Origin of the sequence: Paucibacter aquatile (genome assembly GCF_002885975.1) — a bacterium.
Lineage (GTDB): Bacteria > Pseudomonadota > Gammaproteobacteria > Burkholderiales > Burkholderiaceae_C > Paucibacter_A > Paucibacter_A aquatilis.
Genome location: NZ_POSP01000004.1, coordinates 602,939 through 626,575, shown reverse-complemented (window position 1 = coordinate 626,575; position 23,637 = coordinate 602,939). Strand labels below are relative to the sequence as shown.

The 23,637-nt window shown below is 66.2% G+C and carries 14 protein-coding genes; 7 read left to right on the top strand and 7 right to left on the bottom strand.

What is annotated here, in order from left to right; genetic code table 11:
* The first annotated feature begins 256 nt into the window (after nt 1-256).
* From C1O66_RS22345 to C1O66_RS22335, 3 genes are all read left to right on the top strand, one after another.
* On the top strand, nt 257-5,473 hold the full coding sequence (locus C1O66_RS22345; protein WP_165794739.1) for an MBG domain-containing protein: 5,217 nt from the start codon (nt 257-259) through the stop codon (nt 5,471-5,473).
* The gene (locus tag C1O66_RS22340) at nt 5,470-7,212 is read left to right on the top strand and encodes a ShlB/FhaC/HecB family hemolysin secretion/activation protein (protein ID WP_102770203.1); all 1,743 of its coding nucleotides are present in this window, start codon (nt 5,470-5,472) and stop codon (nt 7,210-7,212) included. The genes C1O66_RS22345 and C1O66_RS22340 overlap by 4 nt, the downstream gene beginning before the upstream one ends.
* Before the next feature lie 128 nt (nt 7,213-7,340).
* On the top strand, nt 7,341-9,620 hold the full coding sequence (locus tag C1O66_RS22335; protein WP_243392930.1) for a penicillin-binding protein 1A: 2,280 nt from the start codon (nt 7,341-7,343) through the stop codon (nt 9,618-9,620).
* A 31-nt stretch (nt 9,621-9,651) separates the two neighbouring features.
* Here the strand turns inward: C1O66_RS22335 and C1O66_RS22330 are convergent, their stop codons facing one another.
* Nucleotides 9,652-10,782: a beta-ketoacyl-ACP synthase III gene (locus C1O66_RS22330; protein ID WP_102770202.1), complete on the bottom strand. Its 1,131-nt coding sequence runs from the start codon at nt 10,780-10,782 to the stop codon at nt 9,652-9,654.
* A gap of 334 nt (nt 10,783-11,116) precedes the next feature.
* On the opposite strand from C1O66_RS22330, the gene C1O66_RS22325 reads away from it, so the two are divergent.
* The 3 genes from C1O66_RS22325 to C1O66_RS22315 all read left to right on the top strand — a co-directional run bounded on the left by C1O66_RS22325 (nt 11,117) and on the right by C1O66_RS22315 (nt 15,530).
* Nucleotides 11,117-12,094 (top strand): GMP reductase, encoded by a 978-nt coding sequence (locus C1O66_RS22325; RefSeq protein WP_102770201.1) that lies wholly within the window; start codon nt 11,117-11,119, stop codon nt 12,092-12,094.
* A gap of 147 nt (nt 12,095-12,241) precedes the next feature.
* Nucleotides 12,242-12,490 (top strand): hypothetical protein, encoded by a 249-nt coding sequence (locus tag C1O66_RS22320; protein WP_102770200.1) that lies wholly within the window; start codon nt 12,242-12,244, stop codon nt 12,488-12,490.
* Between the two features lie 163 nt (nt 12,491-12,653).
* Entirely contained in the window at nt 12,654-15,530 is a 2,877-nt protein-coding gene (locus C1O66_RS22315; protein ID WP_102770199.1) for a valine--tRNA ligase, read from the top strand.
* Here C1O66_RS22315 and C1O66_RS22310 read toward each other — a convergent pair.
* Nucleotides 15,478-16,452 (bottom strand): NAD(P)-dependent oxidoreductase, encoded by a 975-nt coding sequence (locus C1O66_RS22310; RefSeq protein WP_102770198.1) that lies wholly within the window; start codon nt 16,450-16,452, stop codon nt 15,478-15,480. The genes C1O66_RS22315 and C1O66_RS22310 overlap by 53 nt on opposite strands.
* 84 nt (nt 16,453-16,536) lie before the next feature.
* Here C1O66_RS22310 and galU point away from each other — a divergent pair, with 84 nt between their 5' ends.
* Complete coding sequence (gene galU, locus C1O66_RS22305) at nt 16,537-17,430, top strand: UTP--glucose-1-phosphate uridylyltransferase GalU (RefSeq protein WP_102770197.1); 894 nt, start codon at nt 16,537-16,539, stop codon at nt 17,428-17,430.
* Between the two features lie 4 nt (nt 17,431-17,434).
* On the opposite strand, the gene C1O66_RS22300 is transcribed toward galU, so the two are convergent.
* The 5 genes from C1O66_RS22300 to C1O66_RS22280 all read right to left on the bottom strand — a co-directional run bounded on the left by C1O66_RS22300 (nt 17,435) and on the right by C1O66_RS22280 (nt 23,586).
* Nucleotides 17,435-17,830 (bottom strand): VOC family protein, encoded by a 396-nt coding sequence (locus tag C1O66_RS22300; RefSeq protein WP_102770196.1) that lies wholly within the window; start codon nt 17,828-17,830, stop codon nt 17,435-17,437.
* A 105-nt stretch (nt 17,831-17,935) separates the two neighbouring features.
* Nucleotides 17,936-18,628: a helix-turn-helix transcriptional regulator gene (locus C1O66_RS22295; protein ID WP_102770195.1), complete on the bottom strand. Its 693-nt coding sequence runs from the start codon at nt 18,626-18,628 to the stop codon at nt 17,936-17,938.
* Between the two features lie 13 nt (nt 18,629-18,641).
* The gene (locus C1O66_RS22290) at nt 18,642-21,461 is read right to left on the bottom strand and encodes an ATP-binding protein (RefSeq protein WP_102770194.1); all 2,820 of its coding nucleotides are present in this window, start codon (nt 21,459-21,461) and stop codon (nt 18,642-18,644) included.
* Nucleotides 21,461-22,243, bottom strand: coding sequence for a hypothetical protein (locus tag C1O66_RS22285; RefSeq protein WP_243392929.1), 783 nt, complete (start codon nt 22,241-22,243; stop codon nt 21,461-21,463). Before C1O66_RS22285 ends, C1O66_RS22290 begins: the two co-directional genes overlap by 1 nt.
* Nucleotides 22,240-23,586 carry a hypothetical protein gene (locus tag C1O66_RS22280; protein WP_102770193.1) on the bottom strand — a complete coding sequence of 449 codons (1,347 nt, stop codon included), beginning with the start codon at nt 23,584-23,586 and terminating at the stop codon, nt 22,240-22,242. Before C1O66_RS22280 ends, C1O66_RS22285 begins: the two co-directional genes overlap by 4 nt.
* Nucleotides 23,587-23,637 lie beyond the last annotated feature (51 nt).

Below are 23,637 nucleotides of genomic sequence, written 5' to 3'. Positions count from 1 at the left end.
CTGGCCATCCCTCGCTTGCGGGTCGCCAGCAATTCAAGCCCGATGTTTGGCAACTATTTCACACTCAAGCGCACGCACGTTGCGCCGATAGAACGAGGCGGACCTCTCGAAATGGCCAGACTGATCGGCTCGCCTTGCCCTGCCAACAGTCCGTTCATCCTCTCCTCCCTCATCCTGGAGCGCGCACATGAGCCTCATCCCCGTTGTGTCAACACACGACATGAAATGCCCGCCCTCCCAAGGCCGCCATGCCCCCATGCTTCGACCGAATTGCCCGCCGGTGGCCTGCCGAGCACTGGTTCGTGCGCTGAGCCTGGCTCTGCTGGGTCCAGCCAGTGGCGTGGCCTGGGCCGCCTTGTCCGCCCCGCTGCCCAGCGGCGGGCAGGTGGTGGCCGGCCAAGCCCAGATCAGCCAGCGGGGCCAGGTCTTGACCGTGCAGCAGAGCAGCGCCCAGCTGATCACCGACTGGCGCAGCTTCAATATCGGCGCCGGCCACAGCGTCGAGTTCCTTCAGCCCAGCCGCAACGCCGTGGCCTTGAATCGGGTGCTGGGCAATGAGGTCTCGACCATCCAGGGCGCTCTCAAGGCCAACGGTCAGGTTTTCCTGCTGAACCCGAACGGCGTGCTGTTCACGCCCAGCGCCCAGGTCAATGTCGGCGCCCTGGTGGCCAGCACCTTGAACCTGGACAACCAGGACTTTCTGGCCGGGCGCTACCGCTTTGAAGGCAGCAACAGCCAGGCCATCGTCAACCAGGGTCTGATCCAGGCCGCCCAGGGCGGTTCGGTCGCCTTGATCGCGGCACGCATCAGCAACAGCGGCAGCATCCAGTCGCCCGGCGGCCAGGTGCTGATGGGTGCCGGCGCCAAGGTCACGCTGGACCTGGGCGGCCCGGTCAAACTCAAGATCGACGAGGCCGCCATCGATGCGCTGATTGAACAAGGCGGCGCAATACGAGCCGATGGAGGGCTGGTCTACCTGACGGCCAGGGCCGCGGGCCGGCTGACGCAGACGGTGATCAACCACACGGGCATCACCGAGGCACGAGCACTCAATGAAGGTCCAGGCGGACGAATCGCCCTGGAGGCAGACAGCGGCATGGTGATCGCTGGGGGCACCCTGGACGTCAGCGCAAGCGCTGGTGCGGCGGGTCATGTCAGCGCGACCGCGCCACGCGTCTTGCTGCCGCAGGACAGCCGCATTCATGCTTCAGGCGGCGCGGGCGGAGGGCTGGTTCAAGTGGGTGGCGGCTGGCAGGGTCAAGACAGCCGCATCCACAATGCCCAGGAGGTCTTGCTACTGCCCGGCGCAAAGATCGATGCCGATGGCATGTCGCAAGGTGACGGGGGAACCGTGGTCGTATGGTCCGATGGTTTCACCAGCTTTGCAGGCTCGATCTCAGCCGTTGGCGGCGCCCTGGGAGGCCATGGGGGACAGGTAGAAGTCTCTGGCAAGCAAGGGCTAGGCTTCAGCGGCAAGGTCGATACATCCGCCATCCGTGGCAGGGCCGGCTTGTTGCTGCTGGACCCCAACACCCTGACCATCACCGACGGCAGCTCAGGTCAGACGGGCACGCCTTCTGACTGGGCGAACCAGTCCAACTTCAACAGCTACTCGATTCCAGAAACCGTGCTGGAAGGCCTGACCGGGGATGTGGTGCTGACTGCGGTCACCGACATCATCATCAACAACCTGTCAGACAACGTCCTCAACCTCTCTGCCACCAATATGTCGTTCTTCGCCAACGACGAGAGCGGGCCTTCCAGCTCGGGCGGCTTCACGATGCGGGACATCAACGACAAGATCGTCCTCAACCAAGGCGCCGGCAGCACCCTGACATTCCAGGGCGGATCTGTCTCCAGCCGGAACAACGCTTCCAACAGCAGTGCATCCAGCACGTACACCGCATCGTCCATCACGGTCGGCAATATCGAGACGGCCGGTGCTTCGGTGGTTTTCAACACCAAACGATCATCCGCTGCAGATCCGATTCGCGCCTTCGGGAGCATCACAACCAATGGAGGCAGCGTCACCGTCACCCCCGGGACACGCTTCGGTTTGACCAACTCGGCCGTGGTCAACGTTGAATTCTTGGGCGCCGTCGCAACGGGCGGCGGCAACATGACCAGCAATATGACCGGCACGGTCAAGATCAACGGGGGTCTCAATCTGGGCGCAGGCAGCGCCACCTTTGGCGGGACAGGCACCCAGATCAACTCCTTGGTCCAATCGACCAGCAATGTGACGATCAGTTCCCCTGTGAGCTTCGGCGCGGGTTCGGGCATCAGCACGTCGGGCACGATCACTTTCAATTCCACGGCCTCCATGCTCGCGGGAGGCAGCCTGACCTTATCGGCCAACGACTTTGCCTTCAACAGCGCATTCACGGGCAATTCGGCGGCCATTACCCTGCAACCCTTCAACCCAAGCGCCAATATTGATGTCGGTGCCGCCGGCAGCGGCGGCGGGATGACGATCACACAAGCAACCCTCGGCCAACTCAATGGCTTCTCGAACATCACCATCGGGCGCAGTGACGGCACGGGAATCACCACCGTGGTGTCCGACACCACGGTCGGTGCAAGCACACGCCTGGAGTTGATCAACGATCGAATCAATGTCACAGGCGGAAAGGTCGCCAACACCTCAGGCGAAGTGCGCCTGACTGGCAATCAGATCAACGTCACGCGCCCTGTCGAGGCCCCAGGAAAGGTTTCGGTACAGGCACTCTCACCGGGCGTCTCACTCAGCCTCAGCACCAGTGGCGCGGGCACGCTGGACGCCCCCGTGCTTGAACTGGGCAGCACAAGCGGCCCTGACCTGGTGATCAGCAGCGATATCAACACCACCGCTGCCAGTGCCATCCTCAAAAGCGCCGGCAACGTCACCGCGAGCGCAGGCGGTCTCTCTTCAGCCAGCCTTGCCGTGCAAGCTGGAGGCTCGGTCACTTTGAGCGACGACAGCTTTGCATTCACCAGTCTGGCGCTTCAAGCGGGCGGCACGGTGTTGGCAAAGAGCAGCCAGCCCTTTGATATCGGGACGGTCCAGGGAGTTTCGGGGATCCATGCGCCGGGCCAAGCACTCACGTTGGAATCCACGGGAACCGGTACGGTGACCAGCGGCCAACCCATCAATGCCGCTTCTGTCGTCTTGCGCGGAACCGCAGCTGGCTTCGACCTCTCGGGGGCCACGCACTCGATCGGCACGCTCGCGGCCAACGTCGGCGGCGCGCTGAATTTGATCAATACTGGCCCCCTCTCGATTGACGTGTTGGGAGGCACCAATGGGGTCAGCGCCAACGGACCGATCCATCTGAGCACCCTCAGCGGGAACTTGAGCATCAATCGCCCGGTGCTCAGCACCGACACCAGCGTCGGTGCCATCGTGCTCAACGCGGGGCGCAGTGCCAGTGCAGGAAGCAGCAGTGGTGGAGACCTCCAAATTGGTGCACAGGGAAGCATCCAGACTGGCAGCGGCGGTCGTGCCACGCTGTACTCGGGCAGCATCTCTGGCAGCACGGGTTTGACGGGCTTGCTGGGTCTAGGCAGCGGCCGCTTCCGCTACAACAGCGATGAAGCCAGTGCAGGATTCGACGGCACAGCGGCCGCACTCGGCACGGGCTTGTATGCGCTGTACCGGGAGCAGCCTCGCCTGCGCGTGAGTTTTGCGGACCAGAGCTCGGTGTATGGCGAGACCCTCGCCACACCCACCCATCAGCTCAGTGGCGCCGTCAACGGGGATACGGGCGATTTGTTGTCCAGCGGCAGCGCGACCGTGGTGATCGGGGGCGGCACCTCAAGTGCATCGCGGCCCACCGTCGGCGCCCATGACCTGCAGTACAGCCATGGACTCAGCAGCGGCCTGGGCTACGGATTTGAAGATGACACCACCCGCAACCAAGAGTTACAGGTCCGAGCACGCGCGGTGAGCCTGAGCGGACTGAGCGTCAGCCCACGTGTCTACGACGGAACCTTGACCGCAACTCTCACAGGAAGCCCCTCCGTCACAGGACTGGCGGGCGACGTGGTCACCATCTCCGGCACACCGACCGCCAGCTTTGCGGACGCAAACGCCGGCACAGCCAAACCAGTGACCCTGACGGGTCTGACCTTGTCGGGCAGCGATGCGGGGAACTACACGCTGAGCGGTTCCTTCACTGGAAGCATCGACGCGCGCCCGATCACAATCAGTGCGACATCGAAGTCAAAGGTCTACGGGAACATAGACCCGGCGTTGACTTGGAGCCTCAGCAGTGGCTCCTTGATCGGCAACGATCCCTTGAATGTCGTGCTGCAACGCACAGCCGGGGAGAACGTCGGCAGCTATGCCATCAGCGCGGCGGCATCCGGCAACAGCAACTACCTCATCACAAGCATCAATGGAGCGCTGACCATTGAGCAACGCCCCATCACCGTCACCGCCGACAACAAGAGCAAGGTCTACGGCAACGCCGATCCGAGTCTGAGCTACCAGATCAGCAGCGGCAATCTGGTCGGCAGCGATGCGCTCAGCGGCGCCTTGAGCCGGGCGGCTGGCGAGAACGTCGGCAGCTACACCATCGATGCCAGTGCCCTGAGCAACAGCAACTACGCGATCACAGCGCAGAACGGCAGCCTGAGCATCAGCCCACGGCCGCTGACCGTCACGGCCGACAACAAGAGCAAGGTCTATGGCAACGCCGATCCGAGCTTGAGCTACCAGATCAGCAGCGGCAATCTGGTCGGCAGCGATGCACTCAGCGGCGCCTTGAGCCGGGCGGCTGGCGAGAACGTCGGCAGCTACACCATCGATGCCAGCGCCCTGAGCAACAGCAACTACGCGATCACCGCCCTGCCCGGCCAGTTGGCCGTGACACCGCGCCCGATCACGGTCCAGGCCGACAACAAGCAAAAAACCTTTGGCGCCCCCGACCCCGCGCTGAGCTTCAGCATCACCGAGGGCAACCTGGTGGCCGGCGACAGCCTCGCTGGCAGCCTGAGCCGGGTGGCCGGCGAATCGGTGGGCGCACATGCCATCCTGGCGGCGAATTTGAGCAACAGCAATTACGCCATCACCCGCCGTGACGGCGAGCTGAGCATCTCGCCGGCACTCAATGCCAATGTGATCGCAGGCAATCAACCCGCGCTGACCTTTGTCATCAGCAGCAGCCCAACAGGCAGCCTGCCCAGCGGCGCGGCCAGCTCCAGCGGCCTGCAGCTGGTGGACTCCGGGCCGGCGCCCACGCCAAGCGGCTCAGCCGCAGCGCCCGGAGCAGCCACTCCCGCGGCGACGTCCGCGACGGGTGAAACGAGCAGCAGCAGCAGCAGCAGCAGTGACGGTGGCAACGCGCCTTCGTCTGCCGCTTTGCTCGGCAGCGGCAACACCAGCGTTGGCGGCACGCGCATCTTTGTCCGCCAAGGCGGCATTCGCTTGCCCGATCCCGGCAGCAGTTCCAACAGCACCGGCAACGACGGCCAGCGGGAGGACAAGAAATGAGCCAGCCCCATGGCAAACCCCTGTCTTCGCAGGCCTTGAAACCCTACTCCCCCCACGCCGCCATGGACCACCACTCAGCCCCCTACCCGGCCCACCTTGTGGCCGTGGCCGTCTCCAGCCTGCTGGCCCTGGCCGCACCGATGGCCGCCCATGCGCAAGCGGCGCCGGATGCCGGGCAGATCCTGCAGCAAAGCCGCCGGGCCCCACCGGATGCACCCAAGCCCGGTGTGCAGCTCAAACTCAACAACCCCAAGAGCCAGCTGGCCCTGCCGGGCGGGCGCAAGGTGCAGGTCAAGGCCCTCAGTTTTGGCGGCAACAGCGTCATCGACAGCAAGACCTTGGAAGCGGCCGTGGCCGATCTGCTCAACACCGAGCTTGATCTGGCCGGCCTGCAGTCGCTGGCCGAGCGGGTCGGTCTGTTCTACCAACAAGCCGGCTATCCCTTCGCCCGCGCCTACCTGCCACCGCAAGAGCTCAGCGATGGCACGCTGCGGGTGGAACTGCTCGAAGGCCGCTACGGTCAGATCAAGCCGATCAGCAGCCGGCCGGACTGGGCCGAGCAGGCCGCGCCTTACCTGTCGATGCTGCAGCCCGACACTGTGATCCGCAGCCCGGAGCTGGAGCGCAGCGTCTTGATCCTCGGTGACTTGCCCGGTGTGGCCGTCACCCCGTTGATGCAACCCGGTGAGAAGGTCGGCACCGGCGACCTGCTGGTGGAGCTGGCCCCCGCACCCGCCCTGGTCGGTTCGATCGGCGCCGACAACCATGGCAACCGCTACAGCGGTGCCCACCGCCTGCAGCTCAATCTGGACTGGAACAGCCCCTTCTCGCTGGGTGACCAAGTCAGTCTGCGCAGCCTGTTCAGCGATCAAAAGCTCTGGCTGGGCAGCCTGGGCTACTCGCGCCCGCTGGGGCGGCACGGCCTGCGCGCCGAGGCCAGCTACTCGCACAGCGACTACCAGCTGGGCAAGGAGTTCGCCGATTCAAAGGCGCAAGGCTATGCCAAGACCGCCTCCCTGGGTCTGAGCTACCCGGTGCTGCGCAGCAATGCCGCCAATGTAAAGCTCTCCATGCGCTACCAGTACAAGCGCCTGCAGGACCGCACGCTCAATGGCAGCGACGACAAATCCAGCCAGAGCCTGCCGCTCTCACTTGACTTCGATCGCCGCAACAGCCTGGGCCTCGGCGGCATCAGCTACGGCAGTCTGAGCGTCACCAACGGGCGCCTGCGCCTGTCCGACGCCCTGGTCGGTCTGGACAGCAACCAGACGCGCGGTCGTTTCCTCAAGTTCAACCTCGACCTGGTGCAGCAGCAAACCGTGTTCACACCGGACAGCAGCCTCTATGCCCGCTTCAGCGCGCAATGGGCTGACAAAAACCTCGACTCCAGCGAACGCATCAGCCTGGGCGGCATCAGCGGCGTGCGTGCCTACCCCAGCGGCGAAGGCGTGGGCGACCGCGGCGCCCTGGCCCAGCTGGAGCTGCGGCATAACATCGGCGCCGCCACGCCGTTTGTCATGCTGGATGCCGGCCGGGTGCGCATCAACACCGTGCCCACCGCCGGCACCGCACAGAACTACCGCACCCTGGCCGGTGCCGGCCTGGGCGTGCGCGTCAACGGCGAGCGCTGGCAGCTGGAAGCCGCCGCCGCCTGGAGCCTCAAGGGTGGCGAGCCGCAAGCTGACCCCATCACCCGCCACAAGCCGCGCCTGTGGTTGAGCCTGGGCTACCGGATCTGAGACCGCCCGCGGGCAGATACCGAAAAGCTGACGCCGCGATGCCAGGCGGGCCGGGGGGGCGCAGGCCGGCCCGCCCGCCATAATCGCGGCTTCCTCTCAGCCCGGCGCCTGGCGCGCCGTGATCGCCCTTGAAGAAACTGCTTGTGATCGGCGCCGTGGCGCTGAGCCTGATCGCCCTGCTGCTCGGCGTTGCGGCCGCGCTGATCTATCCCACCCTGCCCGATCTGGCCGAGCTGAACGACTACCAGCCCAAGCAATCGCTGCGGGTCTTCACCAGCGACGAGGTGCTGATCGGCGAGTTCGGCACCGAGCGGCGCAAATACCTGCCGCTGGACCAGATCCCCAAGCTGATGCAGGACGCCTTGCTGGCCATCGAAGACAGCAATTTCTACGAGCACAGCGGCATCTACCTGCCCGGCATCCTGCGTGCCGTGGTGGCCAATGCCACGCAAGGCCGCACCCAAGGCGCCTCCACCATCACCCAGCAGCTGGCGCGCACCCTCTACCTGACCAAGAAAAAGGTCTACTCGCGCAAATTCGTCGAGGCCTTGCTGGCCATGAAGCTGGAAAGCGAGCTGAGCAAGCAGAAGATCCTCGAGGTCTATATGAACCAGATCTATCTGGGTCAGCGGGCTTATGGTTTCGAGGCCGCGGCCGGCGCCTACTACGGCAAGACGCTCAAGGATCTCTCCATCGCCGAAACCGCCATGCTGGCCGGCCTGCCGCAAAACCCGGCCTATGCCAACCCGGCGGTCAACCCGGAGCGCGCACGCCGCCGCCAGCATCTGGTGATCAACCGCATGGTGGACACCGGCGTCATCACGGCCGAGCAAGCCGAGAGCGCCAAGGCCGAGAAACTGCACATCCGCTCGCCCCAGGACGCGCGCGTCCATGCCGAGTTTGCCGCCGAAATGGCGCGTGACGTGGTCTTTGAGCAGTACGGCGAGGAGGCCTACACCAAGGGCTTGCGCGTCTACACCACCTTGGTTTCGCAAGAACAGGCCGCCGCCTACCGGGCCCTGCGCCGCAGCCTGCTGGAGCTGGAAAAGCGCAAGCCCTACCGCGGCCCGGAAGGCTTTGTCGCCCTGCCGGACGACGAGGCCGAACGCGACAGCGCCATCGCCCAAGCCTTGGCCGAACACCCAGACCAGGACGATCTGCGCGCGGCCGTGCTGCTGCAAACCTCGGCGCAGAAAGTACGTGCGGTGATGCAGAGCGGCGAGGAGCTGACACTCAGCGGCGAGGCCTTGCGCGGCGTGCATTCGGCCCTGTCAGACAAAGCGCGCGAAGCCAGCCGCTTGCGCCCCGGCGCCATCGTGCGCGTGATGCGCGGCGCGCCCAGCAAGGCCGAGCCGCAAGGCGCCTGGTCCATCGTCCAGCCGCCCGAGGCCGAAGGTGCACTGGTGGCGCTGGAGCCCGGCACCGGCCGCGTCCATGCCCTGGTCGGTGGCTTTGATTTCAATCGCAAGCAGTACAACCACGCCACCCAGGCCAAGCGCCAGCCGGGCTCCAGCTTCAAGCCCATCGTCTACTCGGCCGCGCTGGAACAAGGCGTCAGCCCCAGCACCGTGGTGCCCGACGAACCCTTGGTCTTTGGCGACTGGGAGCCCAAGAACTCGGACGGCAAGTTCGACGGCCTGATGAGCGTGCGCCAGGCCCTGGCCCGCTCCAAGAATATGGTGACCATCCGCATCACCCAGCTGATCGGGCCGGCGCGGGTGCGGGAATGGGCCTCGCGCTTTGGCATCGAAATCGACGCCGGCCGCGAGAACCTCACCCTGGCCCTGGGCACCAGCGAGGTCACGCCCTTGCAGATGGCCAGCGCCTACGCGGTGTTTGCCAACGGCGGCTACCGCCTGCCGCCCGTCATCATCCAGCGCATCACCGACAGCAAGGGTCAGGTCTTGTTCGAAGCCCCAAAAGCCCAACTGACCGAAGACCAGCGCGCCATTTCGGAGCGCAATGCCTTTGTGACCGCCAGCCTGCTGCAGGAAGTGACGCGCAGCGGCACAGCTGCGCGCGCCCAGGGCACGCTGCGCCGCCCCGACCTGTACGGCAAGACCGGCACCACCAACGATGCCGTCGACGCCTGGTTCGCCGGCTTCCAGCCCAGCCTGGCCACCGTGGTCTGGATCGGTTACGACCAGCCGCGCTCGCTGGGCGACCGCGAATCGGGCGGCGGCCTGGCCCTGCCGGTCTGGATCGATTTCATGAGCGTGGCCCTGCGCAACAAGCCGGTTCAGGAAATCGCGCCGCCAGCCGAAGGCCTGCTGCGTGGCGCCAACGGCGACTGGAGCTTTGAAGAATTCGCCGGCGAGGCGAGTATTCGTGCCATCGGCCTCGATGGCACGGCGAGCCTGAGCCCACCGTCTGCGGCCAGCGAGGTTGCCTCCGCGCCCTTGCCCTAAACGGCCAGCAGCGCTGGGGCGTGCCGCGGGCTCAGCGCTTCTTGACGATCACGCTGCCGATGGAATAGCCAGCGCCGAAAGAGCAGATCACGCCCAGATCGCCGGTCTTCAGATCGGCGCGGTGCTCGTGGAAGGCAATGATGGAGCCGGCCGAGGCGGTGTTGGCATAGGTGTCGAGAATCAGCGGTGCCACGTCCGAACCGGAGGCGCCCATGCTTTCACCGATCAGCTTTTTGATGATGAGCTGGTTCATGCCCAGATTGGCCTGATGCAGCCAGAAACGGCGCACCGTGGCGGGCGCGGTCTCCAGCGTGCCCAGATGGGCCTCGATGTGGGCGGCGGCCATGGGCACGACTTCCTTGAAGACCTTTCGGCCTTCTTGCTTGAAGGTCTTGTCGCGCGCATTCGGGTCGCTGTCTTCGGCGCGGTTCATGAAACCGAAGTTGTTGCGGATGGCGTTGGAGAACTGGGTCACCAGCTTGGTGCCCAGGATCTCCCACTGGTCGGCCGAAGTGGCCGTGTCGGCGCGCTCGATGATCAGGGCCGTGCAGACATCGCCGAAGATGAAATGGCAGTCGCGGTCTTTCCACTCCAGGTGGGCGGACGTGATTTCGGGGTTGACCACCAGCACGCATTTCGAGGCCCCCGAGCGCACGGCGTTATAGGCCTGCTCGATGGCGAAGGTGGCCGAGGAGCAGGCCACATTCATGTCGAAGCCATAGCCGCTGGCGCCCAGGGCCTGCTGGATCTCGACCGCCATGGCCGGATAGGGCCGCTGCATATTGGCGCTGGCGCAGAAGATGGCGTCCACATCGGCCGGCTGCTTGCCCGCGGCGGCAATGGCTTTGCGGGCCGCGTCCACAGCGATCTCGGCCATCAGCGAGAGCTGGTCGTCGCTGCGCTCCTGAAAGCGCGGGTACATGCGCGTGGGGTCGAGCACGCCGTCCTTCTCGATCACATAACGCTGTTTGATGCCGGATGCTTTTTCGATGAACTCGACGCTGGAATGCGTCAGCGGCGCGCGCGTGCCGGCCGCGATTTCATCGGCATGCTGGGCGTTCTGCAGATCGGCGTAGGCGTTGAAGGCAGCCACCAGTTCGGCGTTGCTGATGATGTGGGGCGGCTGGTAAAGACCGGTGCCGCTGATGACGACGGAATGCATGGGATGGAACCTTTGGGTGTCGCGGAGCCTGAATGGCCCGGGTGTGGCAGGCAGTGTAGCCAGACTACATGCGGTGAGAACTGAGGGCCAGCTCCAGCTTTTCGCCGAGTTTGTGGAACGAAGCCGGGCAAGATCGGCGTAGAATCGTTCACCGGGCCCAAATTTTGGCGTCCGGTTTTTTCGTCCGTACCACCCTCGCTGGTGGCTTCGCGGATGCAAAGCAGGCGTGACTCTTTCCCGAGACGCCGCGCCGGCCGGATCTCCAAGTCAAGTGCTCGCAGCCCAGGGTCTGCACTGCATGAACGCAGCCCGAAACTTGCGAACGATTCGACTCATGGAAATCTTTGACTACGACAACATCCTGCTCCTGCCCCGCAAATGCCGCGTGGAAAGCCGCAGCGAATGTGACACCTCGGTCCAGTTCGGGCCCCAGCGCTTCAAGCTGCCAGTGGTGCCGGCCAATATGAAGACGGTGGTGGACGAACACATCACCGAGCACCTGGCCGCCAATGGCTACTTCTACGTCATGCACCGCTTCGACCTGGACACGGTGGCATACGCCAAGTCCATGCGCAGCAAGGGCTTGCTGGTCTCCGTCAGCTCCGGCGTGCAGGCCGCCGACTATGCCGTCATCGACCGACTGGCCGCCGAAGGCGTGGGCGCCGACTACATCACCATCGACATCGCCCACGGCCATGCCGAAAGCGTGCAGCGCATGATTGCCCACATCAAGCAGCGCCTCCCCGAGACCTTTGTGATCGCCGGCAATGTCGGCACGCCCGAGGGCGTGATCGACCTGGAGAACTGGGGCGCAGACGCGACCAAGGTCGGCATCGGCCCCGGCAAGGTCTGCATCACCCGGCTCAAGACCGGCTTCGGCACCGGCGGCTGGCAGCTCTCGGCCCTGAAATGGTGTGCCCGCGTGGCAACCAAGCCCATCGTCGCCGACGGCGGCATCCGCCACCATGGCGACATCGCCAAGAGCATGCGCTTTGGCGCCGCCATGGTCATGATCGGCTCGCTGTTCGCCGGCCATGAGGAGTCACCCGGCAACACGGTGGAGGTCGACGGCAAGCTCTACAAGGAGTACTACGGCTCGGCCAGCGACTTCAACAAGGGCGAGTACAAGCATGTGGAAGGCAAGCGCATCCTGGAGCCCGTGAAGGGCAAGCTGGCCGACACCTTGCGCGAGATGCGCGAGGACTTGCAAAGTTCCATCTCCTACGCCGGCGGCCGCAGCCTGGCGGACCTGCGCAAGGTCAACTATGTGGTGCTGGGCGGTGAGAACGCGGGGGAACATTTGTTCATGTGAGCAAGCAAGGCTGTCGAACCCGAGCAATACGGGTTTTGTTCACCCTCCGACACAGGCTCCCTCAGCAACGGCTCGCATAGACTGCGAGCCGTCGCCGCCCTGCGGGGCTTTTTTGCTGGAGAGGCACAGCGCTGACACCGCCCCACCATGAACCGCCCTGCCCTGAACACCTGGCGCCGCGCGCCCAAGTCTTTGCTGATTTGCCTGATCCTGCTGTCGCTGTGCTTGGGTCTGTTCGCGCGTGCCTTGGTGCGCGTGGAACGCGAACGCCAGGCCTTGGCGGTGGGCCTGTGCATGCTGGACCCCGCGGGGCGCAGTTCCTTGATCCCCTGCCAGGACCGTTTTGCCCCGCGTGAAAGTTGGGCCGAGCATCTGCTCGACGTGCTGTTTCCCTGAGGCGCTGCCCCCAGGCGCGAAGGCGCGCGCATGGTGGACAATCGCGCCATCCCTTTTTGTGCTTTTCCTCCCATCCATATTCCGGCCGAACTGGGGCCCGGGTGCTGGCTGAATGCTGGTGCACCGGCCCCTTTGCCGTTTTCTCAGCAGCGACCCTTGTGCCATGACCGAACTTGCCAAATCGTTTGAGCCCGCCGCCCTCGAAGCCCATTGGGGCCCTTTGTGGGAGCAAAAAGGCCTGTACAAGCCCACCCTGGATGCGAGCCGCGAGTCCTTCAGCATCCAGCTGCCGCCGCCCAATGTGACCGGCACCCTGCACATGGGCCACGCATTCAACCAGACCATCATGGACTCGTTGACGCGCTACCACCGCATGCTGGGCCACAACACCTTGTGGGTGCCGGGCACCGACCATGCCGGCATCGCCACCCAGATCGTGGTGGAACGCCAGCTGGCGGACAAAGGCGCGGAGGGTGCCAAGACCCGCCACGACCTGGGCCGCAAGAACTTCGTCGCCCGCGTCTGGGAATGGAAGCAGGAGTCCGGCAACACCATCACCGGCCAGATGCGCCGCCTGGGCGACTCGGTGTCCTGGGACCATGAATACTTCACCATGGACGAGAAGCTCTCGCACGTGGTGCGCGACACCTTCGTCAAACTCTACGACGAAGGCCTGATCTACCGCGGCAAGCGCTTGGTCAACTGGGACCCGGTGCTGAAGTCCGCCGTGTCGGATCTGGAAGTCAGCAGCGAAGAGGAAGACGGCTTCCTCTGGCACATTCGCTACCCCTTGGCCGATGGCTCCGGCGATCTGACCGTGGCCACCACCCGCCCCGAGACCATGCTCGGCGACGTGGCCGTGATGGTGCACCCGGAAGATGAGCGTTATGCCGCCCTGATCGGCAAGCAGGTGACCCTGCCACTGTGCGGCCGCAGCATCCCCGTGATTGCCGACGACTACGTGGACCGCGAGTTCGGCACCGGCGTGGTCAAGGTCACGCCCGCGCACGACACCAACGACTACGCCGTCGGCCAGCGCCACGGTCTGGCCATGATCTGCGTGCTGACCCTGGACGCCAAGATCAATGACGAAGCCCCCGAGGCCTACCGCGGCCTGGACCGTTTTGTCGCCCGCAAGAAGATCGTCGCCGACCTGGAGGCCCAGGGCTTCCTGGTTGAGGTCAAGAAGCACAAGCTGATGGTGCCACGCTGCGAGCGCACCGGCCAGGTGATTGAGCCCATGCTGACCGATCAATGGTTTGTGGCCGTCAACAAGGTCAGCGCCAGCACCGGCCGCAGCATTGCCCAGGGCGCGGTCGATGCCGTCGAGAGCGGCGCGGTCAAGTTCTACCCCGAGCAGTGGATCAACACCTACAACCACTGGATGGGCAATATCCAGGACTGGTGCATCTCGCGCCAGCTCTGGTGGGGCCACCAGATACCGGCCTGGTACGGCGAGAGCGGTGAACTCTTCGTCGCCCGCGACGAGGACGAGGCCCGCGCCAAAGCCACGGCGGCCGGCTACAGCGGCACGCTGACGCGCGACGAGGACGTGCTGGACACCTGGTACTCCTCCGCCCTGGTGCCCTTCTCCACCCTGGGCTGGCCCGAGAAGACACTGGAGCAGGACCTGTTCCTGCCCTCCACCGTGCTGGTGACGGGTTACGACATCATCTTCTTCTGGGTCGCCCGGATGATCATGATGACCCAGCATTTCACCGGCAAGGTGCCCTTCAAGCATGTCTACATCCACGGCCTGGTGCGTGATTCGCAAGGCCAGAAGATGAGCAAGAGCGAGGGCAATGTGCTGGACCCGGTGGACCTGATCCAGGGCGTGGACCTGGACACCTTGGTGGCCAAGTCCACCGTCGGCCTGCGCCGCCCCGAGACCGCGCCCAAGGTGGCGGCCCGGGTGAAGAAGGAGTTCCCTGAGGGCATGCCGACCTACGGCGCCGACGCCCTGCGCTTCACCATGGCCTCTTACGCCAGCCTGGGTCGCAACATCAATTTCGACACCAAGCGCTGTGAGGGCTACCGCAATTTCTGCAACAAGCTCTGGAACGCCACCCGCTTTGTGCTGATGAACACGGAAGGCCAGGACTGCGGTCTGCTGGAGCACAGCAAGGAGCAATGCGCTCCGGGCGGTTCCGCGCACGGCTACTTGGACTTCAGCCGCGCCGACCGCTGGATCAGCAGCGAGCTGCAAAAGGTCGAGCTGGCCGTGGCCCAGGGCTTTGCCGAGTACCGCCTGGACAATGTCGCCAACGCCATCTACTCCTTCGTCTGGGACGAGTACTGCGACTGGTACCTGGAAATCGCCAAGGTGCAGATCCAGAACGGCAACGAGGCCCAGCAGCGCGCCACCCGCCGCACCCTGATCCGCGTGCTGGAAACCACGCTGCGCCTGCTGCACCCGATCGCGCCCTTCATCACCGAAGAGCTGTGGCAGACGGTGGCGCCCCTGGCGGGCCGTGGGCCCGGCAGTCAAGATGCCTCGGGCCGCAAGATCGGCGACTACATCGTCAGCGCGGCCTATCCCGTTGCCCAGCCCGAGCGCATCGATGAAGCCGCCTGCGCCTGGGTCCACAACCTCAAGGCCGTGGTCGGCACCTGCCGCAGCCTGCGCAGCGAGATGAACCTTTCACCCAGCACCCGCGTGCCCTTGCTGGTCGGTGGCGACACCGGTTTCATCGCCGAAGCCGCGGCGCTGCTCAAAGCCCTGGCCAAGCTCAGCGAGGTGCAGATCATCAGCGACGAAGCCGCCTTCCAGGCGGCCAGCGCCAGCTCACCGGTGCTGGTCCATGGCGAAGCCCGCCTGGCCCTGCATGTGGAGATCGATGTGGCCGCCGAAACCGCGCGCCTGGCCAAGGAAATCGCTCGCCTGGACGGCGAGATCGCCAAGATCGAAGCCAAGCTGGGCAACGAGGGCTTTGTGGCGCGCGCGCCGGCGGCCGTGGTCGAACAGGAGCGTCAGCGCCTGAACGACTTCAGCGCCACCGTCTCTCGCTTGCGGGATCAGGCAGCTCGGCTGGCCCGCTAGCCCGAAACTCCGCCACCTCGGGTGGCGTGGCCAGGATCTCGTCCATGCGCCGCGCCACCCCCCAGGCGGCGCGCGTACGCGACTCGCGCGTGGTGCTGGCCAGGCGCGGTGTGACCTGCAAATTGTCGAGCCCATGCAGAGGCAGGCCCGGCTCCTGCAAACCCGGCTCCAGGCTGTCGAACCAGGCCGCCAGCAGGCGCCCCTTGCGTAAGGCATCGGCCAGGGCGGCATCGTCGAAGATGGCGGAATGGGCGATGCTGACCAACACCTGCCCCGGCTTGGCAAAGCTCAGCACCCGCTCGCCGATCAGGCCACGGTAGCGTGGGAAGTAGTTCAGCTGCACGCAGACCCCTTCGCTGTGCTCCATCAGCTCGCGCAGGGGCAAGGGCTCGATGCCCCACTGGGCCCAGATCGGGTCGCTCTGGTGCAGGCTGGGGTCGTATCCCACGACCCGGGTGCCGAAGGCCGGCAGCAGCTGCGCCAGCATGCGCGCGGCCGGCGTCATGCCGATCAGGCCCACCGTCACGCAACCGAGCTCGCGGCCCACCCACATGCCGTCCGAGCCTTGCACCGGCACGCGGCGCAGCAAGGCCAGCAAGGCGCCGACCATGAACTCCGCCTCGGCGCTCGCCGTGGCTGTCAGGCTGCGGATCACTTCCACATGGGCCGCGCGGCAGGCCGCCAGGTCGATGTTTTCACCGCCCGAGCTCATGCGCCCGACCACGCGCAACCGCGGCGCGGAGCGCAGCAGGGCCGCATCGACGGACACATTGGGCGGCAGGATCAGCCCCTGCGTCTGATGCAAGGCCTCCAGCAAGCGCGCGGGCTCGGCGGCCAACTCCGGCGCAAACTGCACCGAATGGCGCTCGCTGAGCCACTGCATGACTTCGATTTCCAGCGGTTCTACGATCAGCAAAGTCATGTTTTGAATCGGTCCAGGGCAGGTCGAAGAGCCGTCATCTGCCCATGCAACAATGCGCGAAAGCAAATCAAGGAGTGTACTTTTATGGCGTCCAAGCCCAGCTCAGTCATCACCAAGGCCATCTTTCCCGTCGCCGGCCTGGGCACCCGTTTCTTGCCGGCCACCAAGGCCCAACCCAAGGAAATGTTGCCGGTGGTGGACAAGCCGCTGATCCAGTACGCCGTCGAAGAAGCCTATGCCGCCGGTGTGCGCGAGATGATCTTCGTGACCGGCCGCCACAAGCGACCGATCGAAGACCACTTTGACATGACTTTCGAGCTCGAGATAGCCCTCGAACAAGCGGGTAAGCAGGAGCTGCTCGAGGTGGTGCGCAGCGTCAAGCCCGATGACATGGAGTGTGTCTACGTGCGCCAGGCCCAAGCACTGGGTCTGGGCCATGCCGTTCTTTGCGGCCAGCGCCTGGTCGGCAACGAGCCCTTCGCCGTGCTGCTGGCTGATGATCTGATGGTGGGCCCATCAGGTGGCCAACCGGTGCTCAAGCAAATGGTGGAGCAATTCGCCGAGTGGCGCGCCAGCATCCTCGCGGTGCAGGAAGTGCCGGCCGAACACACCCGCCGCTACGGTATCGTCGCAGGCAGCCAGGTCAACGAGCATCTGGTCGATGTGAGCCGCATCGTCGAGAAGCCGGCACCGGAAGACGCCCCCTCGCGCTTGGCCGTGGCCGGCCGCTACATCCTCACGCCCGGCGTCTTCCACGAGATCGCCAACCAACCGCGCGGCGTCGGCGGGGAGATCCAGCTGACCGATGGCATCGCCGGCCTGCTGCGCCGGGAAAAGGTGTTCGCCTACCGCTACGAAGGCAAGCGCTACGACTGCGGCAGCAAGGAAGGCTTTTTGCAGGCCAATGTGGAGCTGGCCCTGGCACACCCGCAGCTGGGCGCAGGCTTCCGCGATTACCTGCGCTCGATCGAGATCTGAGCGATCAGGCCGCGCCGGGCGCGAACACGCGCAGGCGGTGGCCATCGGGATCGCTGGCCGTGAAGGTGTAGCCAAAGTCCATGGCGGTGGGTGCTTGCAAGACCAGCACGCCGCGTGCGACCCAGGCCGCATGCACCGCATCCACCGCGGCCGCGCTGTCCTGGACAAAGGCCAGCTCGCTGCTGCCCCCCTGCCCGGCCGAGGCCGGCGCCACCGTGTCGCGCGCCCAGAGGCCCAACATCAGGCCCGGGGCCAGGGCAAACATGGCGAAGGTGGGCGAGGCCTCGACCGGCTCTGCAGCAAGGATCTGGCGGTAAAAGCTCGCGCTGGCGGCCGGGCTCTGCACGTGGAGCAGAACAAAGTGGGCCTGGCTTTGCAGGCTGAAGTTCGTGGGGTTCATGCTGGAAGTTGGCTGCGAGCCGTGGGTTGAAAGAGCCGCCATGCTAGGCAGCCGCCCTGTCAATTTCTGGCAGCAGCAGGCAGCCCAGGTGCTGCGCCAGTCGGCTCACTGCGCGGCGATGCCCTCGGCCTCGCGCCAGGCTTTCAACAAGACCTGGCGGCGCTGAGGGTAGCGCTGCTCCAGCACCTCCAGGCCCTCGATCTGGTCGCATCTGAAGCTGCGCCTCTCCCCGCGCAGTTCACACCACGCCACCAGCACACGGGCCTGATCGAAAAAACCCAGGGCAAAGGGCCAGACCACGCGCTCGCTGCTGCGGCCTTTCAAATCGCGGTAGTGCAGGCGGACCTTGCATTCCTGCCGCATGGCGGCACGCAGCCGGGCCAACACCTGGTCCAGGCGCGGCAGCGGCTCGCCCGGCCCCACCAGCAGGGCCGTGCTGTCCATCTCATGGCGCAGCCCGGCCGGCAACACGGCTGAAATCTTGGCCAAGGCGTGGCGCGCTGCCGCGGCCAGCACCTCATCATCAGCGCGGCCTGCCACCCATCGCGATCCCAACACCAGGGCCTCGACCTCGTCGGCCGAGAACATCAGCGGGGGCAAGGTGAAACCCGGCTTGAGTACATAGCCAAGGCCTGCCTCGCCCTCGATCTGGGCGCCCTGCGCCTGCAGGGTGGCGATGTCACGGTAGAGGCTGCGCAGACTGATGCCCAGCTGCGCGGCCAATGTCGCGCCGGGCACCGGGTGGCGGTGCCGGCGCAGCAGCTCCATCAGGTCGAGCAGGCGCGCGGCGCGAGACATTGCTGAAGCGCGCTCAGTCGTAAATCGACTTTTCCGGCCGCCGCGCCAGCACCGCAATCGGCGGCGCCCAGCGCTCGCCACGCGGCTTCTTGCTGGTGACCAGGGTAATCTCGCTGGGCTCGAAGACCTCGACGTTGTGCGTGATCGGCGTAGTCAACAGGTACTGCGCGCGGGTGGAGCGCAGGAAGTGGCCGACCAGCTGGATGTTGCGCACGTCCAGGTGGGCAAAGGGCTCGTCAATGAAAACAAAACCGCCCGGCGAGTCGTCGTCCTTCATCAGGCCCACCAGCAGGATCAGGCTCTTGAGCACCTGCTGGCCGCCCGAGGCCTCACCGTCGTTCAGGCCCACCTCACCCTTGCCGTCGAAGTTGAATTTGACCTGCAGGCCGGCCTGGGCGAGCACCATATCGTCGTTGTCGAGGTGCGGCAGCTCGGCCTGCGCCATCACGCCGGCCAGCTCGCCCAGCTCCTGCACGTTCTTCTTGTAACGGCGCACGGTCGCGCGCAGCACGTCGATATAGCGCTCGCGGGCGTTGAAGGCGGCAATGCGGGCCATCTCATTGCTGGCGCGGCGGTCGTCGAGCTGGGCGGTCTGCTCCAGCACCGACACGCTCATGCGCGCGTGACGGTCCTGCACCTGCGGGTCGGTTTCCCAGACACCGTTTTCCAGCTCCGCCTGCACATGGCGGCCGGCAATCTCGGCCTGCTTGGCGTTCTCGAACTCATCGCGCAAGGCCTGCAGCGCCGCGGGCGTGACCCAGGAGGCCGGGAACCGTGCCTTGGCCGCACGCGATTCGCGCGCCTGGGCCAGCAGCTCGCGCTTGCGGCCCTCATGCTCGCGCTGGGCGCGGCCGACGTTCTCCTCGCTGGCCTTGAGGCTGGCCTGGGCCGACTCGTAATCGCGCTCGCTGCGGCTGTGCTGGGTCAGGGCGCGGTCGTGCTCGGCATCGAGCGCGGTCATGCGGCCCGAGGCCTCGACACGGGCCTGGCGTAGGGCCGGCAGGCGCTCGCGCACGGCGGCAAAGTCCTCGGCCTTCTCGGCCAGTTCCTGTGCGGCCTTGTGGCCCAGGGCAGCGCGCTGCGCATCCTTGAACTGGCGCTCGACCTCGGCCTGCTCCTTGGCAATGCGGCTCAGCTCCGCGTCGTAGCGGTTGAGTTCGCTCTCCAAGGCCTTGCGACGCGACTCCAGGGCCGACACACCGAACTGGAAGTCACGCGGCTCGACCCAGAGGCTGCGGCCGCCACGGCCGTCCTTGTAATAGGCATCGGGTGTGATCCACTCGCCGCCCACCTTGGCACCGGCCTCGGTGTCCTTGACGCGGCGGATGCCACCGAGCTGGCGGATCAGCCAGCCCGGGGCCTTGGCATTGAAGCGCAGGGCCGCGAGCAGGGAATCGGCCGGCACGCTGGCCGGCACATTCTCGGCCTCGGCCACCACGTAATGGCGATAGCGCTCACGCGAAGCCAGGGCAAATGCATGGGCCTCGTCGCCGCTGCGCTGCAGCACCACCACCCAGCGTGAAGGCCGCAGCATGCCTTCGGCGGCGGCGCGCCAGCTTTCATCGGCGATGTCGATGCAGTCGGCCAGCACATGGTGGGCAATGCCGGCGTCGTCCAGCGCGCGACGGAAACGCGTCACCTCCGCCGGCGGCGGCGGCAGGCGCTGGCCGCTCAAGGCCTCCAGCGCGGCCTGGGCCTTGCGGCTCTGGTCATTCGCTCGGGTGAAGGCTTCGCGCAGGCGGTGTTGTTCGCCGCTGAGCTGCTCCACGCGCTGGGCCAGCTCCTGCGCATCGGTCTCCACCGCGGCCAGGGTGCGCAGCTCTTCCTCGCGCTTGGCCAGCAGCTCCAGCGGCCGCTCGGCCTCGCGCGCGGCGTCAAAGGAGGCGCGGGTCTGGCGGCGCTCGGCTTCCAGCTCGACCAGGCGCTGCTTGGCGCGCTCCAGGGCCTCGAACAAGCTGTGCAGCTCGGCCCGGCGTGCGGCCTGCTGGCGCGCATCGGCGCCGGCAAACAGGCGCTGGCGGTGCAGCTCGCGCAAGCCCTGGGCCGTGCGCGCGCGCGCCTCGCTCCACTGCAGCACCGGCAGCACCTCGGTGGCCAGGCGCTCACGCTCCTTCTGGCGCAGCTGGTACTGCTGGAAGCTGTTGACGCGGTTGGCCAGGTCGGACAGCTGCGCCTGGGTGTGCGAAAGCTCGTGCGTGGCCTGCTCCACCTCTTTGAGCAAATGCTGCTGGTGGCTGCGGGCCTGGTCGTAGCGGTCGAGCACCTCCTGGTCGCCGAAGACTTCGAACACCAGGCGCAGCAGCTCCTTGGGGCTGAGCTCGCACAAGCGGTCAGTCTGCCCTTGCTCCAGGGCCAGCACGCGGCCGATGGCGCGGGTCAGGCCGGCGGCTTCCAGGCGGCGGCGCCAGGCTTCGATGCCCATCCAGTCCTTGTCGCCGCGCTCAGCCAGGGCTTCGATTTCATGGACGCCGTCCACCATCATGTAGCGACGCTGCCAATCGCCGCCGTGGCGCTCGATGCGGCAGACCAGGGTCACCTGGTCGGCATAGAGCAGCGAACTGGCGAAGGGCCGCGAGCTGTTCTGGCGACCGCGCGGGCGGTTGTCCACCAGGGCGCGCAGCCAGGCGCTCTCGGCATTGGCGTGGCGGGCATAGGTCTTGTACGTGCGGCCGCCCGAGCATTCCAGGCCCAGCAAGGTGCGCATGGCATCGAGCAAGGTGGTCTTGCCCGAGCCATTGGGGCCGGCAATGGTGATGATGGCGCCGTCCAGCGGCATGCTCACCCGCCGGCAGTAGTCCCAGTGCAGCAGTTCCAGCGATTGCAGGTGAAACATCAGGTCTCGCTCTTGTTCTGTTCTTGTTCGGGCAGGGCTTGGGCGTCCAGCGCTGGCTCGGGTTCCGGCTCGGGTTCCGGCTCGGCCTCAGCTTCAGGCATTTCAGGCTGGCGCGCCTTGGCAATGGCCGCGGCAATCTCAGGGTCGGTCGTGCGGGCCAGCACATCGCCCAGGGCGCCGTCCAGGATGCGCGGCGCCAGGGTGTCGTAGTCCAGCAGCAGGTCCAGCAGCGGGCCTTCGGCAATGTCCTCGCCGCGGCGGGTGATGAAGCCATTGCGCTCGAGCAGCTTGAGGTTGCTGTCCAGGCGCATCTTCTTGCCCAGCTGGTTGCCGAAATCGGCCAGCAGGCTGCGGTAGCTCAGGGTTGGGCTGACGCTGGCCGCCGTGGGCAGGGGCTTGTCGGTGGCGAACATCTCGCCCTGCCCTTCTTCCTTGGCCTCGGCGCGCGCCACCTGGCGCTGGCGCTTGGGCAGCACGATCAACGACCACAGCACCACCAGCAGGGCGACACCATCGCGCGGCAGGTCGAGGTTGTTGTTGGCGGCCAGGCCGGTTTCGCCAAACACCGCCACCTCGGCCGGGCGCAGCATGGCCAGGCTGATGTGGTCGGCATAGAGGTTGTCGATCACGCGCAGGCCGACCGCGGCCAGGCGTTGGCCCAGGGCGTTCCAGACCTCCTGGTCGATCAGGGCGCGGCGCACCAGCGGGTGGCTGCGGGGCAGCCAGCGGCGGGCCAAGAGCTGCGCGGCCAGTGCGGCCGCGTCGTCGAGAGCAGCGCTCATGCTTGGTCTTCTTCCTTCGGTTCTTGTTGTTCTTCTGCAGATGCAGCGTCAGCCGGCGGGCGGCGCAGCACGCCGCGGCTCATCCAGCGGATGTACTCGTCATCGCACTCGCCCTGCTCGGCCGACCAGTGCACGCGCCAGGGCTGGCGCGCCATATCGCCGGTGGCACCGGTCAGATGCTGGGCCTCCTTGTCGCCCAGCAGGGGCAGCAGCTGGGCGCGGTAGCTGGCGCGGGCATAACTACCGCCCAGCACGGCCGGGGCCAGGTCTTGCTCGACCTCGCCCGCCTCGCTCCAGCGCGTCAGCAGCGCCTGCATGATGGACATTTCCGGCGGCAGGCTCATCACCGCCAGCTCACCCTCGGGCGCGGCCTGGGCACTGGGCAGGGCTTCGGGCGTGGGCGCGGCCGGGCGATCCCGTTCGAACTCGGCCTCGGCGGTGTCGAGCAGCTCATGCTGGGCGACCAACACCGGGTGGACCGGGCGTGACAAAGCGCCCAGGGCCAGGTTCTCCAGGAAATTCACGCTCTGCAGCCAGCGCCGCACATCGGTGGTGGTGATGCCGGTGGAGCCCAGCGTGACGCGCTGGCGGTCGGCTTGCTGCAAGGCCCGGTTGAACTGGCTGGCCATGGACAGCAAACGCGCCTGGGCCAGACCCAGCTCGCGCGCCAGACGCTCGAGCCGGGCATTGCCCTGCTCCTGGGCCTGCACCATGATGGCCGAAAGCGCCTCGCTGGCCTTCTCGACCAGGCTGAGCGCCCGGCCGAAACGCTGGCGGGCGCGGCGCAGGTGGAACTCGGAGCCGCTGGCGATCGCGTCGGCGAACTCGTCGTAGAGCCGCGAGAGCTGGGCCTGCAAATGCTGCAGCTGAGCCGGGTCCAAAGTGCCCAGCTGGTGGGCGCCAGCCACATTGGCCAGCAAGGCGCTGAGGTCGGCGTCCTGCTGAGCGCTGCTGCTGACCAGAGGCTGGAGCAGGCCCAAGAGCTGCTGAGCCAGCGGCGTGACGCCGTAATGCTGGTTGGAAGGGTCCCAGGCCAGCAGATCGGCCTCGCGCAGGCGCTTGAGCACCAACTCCAACGGCTCGTCGCGCAGCATGTGGAAATGCTGGTTGAGCGCCTCGCGGCTGATGCGCGAGGCCGGCATGGCCATCACTTCCAGGAAAACCCAGACGCGCAGCTTGACCAGGCTGGCCGGGCCGTGAAAGAGCGCGCGCAGGCCGGCCATCAGGCCATCCTGCCGCTCCATCTGCCACAAGAGCTGCGCCTCACCGGGGGCAGCCGCGTCGCGAAAAAAATCTTCAAAGCGAGCTTCGTCTTCGCTCGCTGGGTTTGGGGTCTCCCGCATGGCGCTGATTATCCCCGCTGGCGCGCCCCTTTTTCGGCCCGCAGCCCCGCG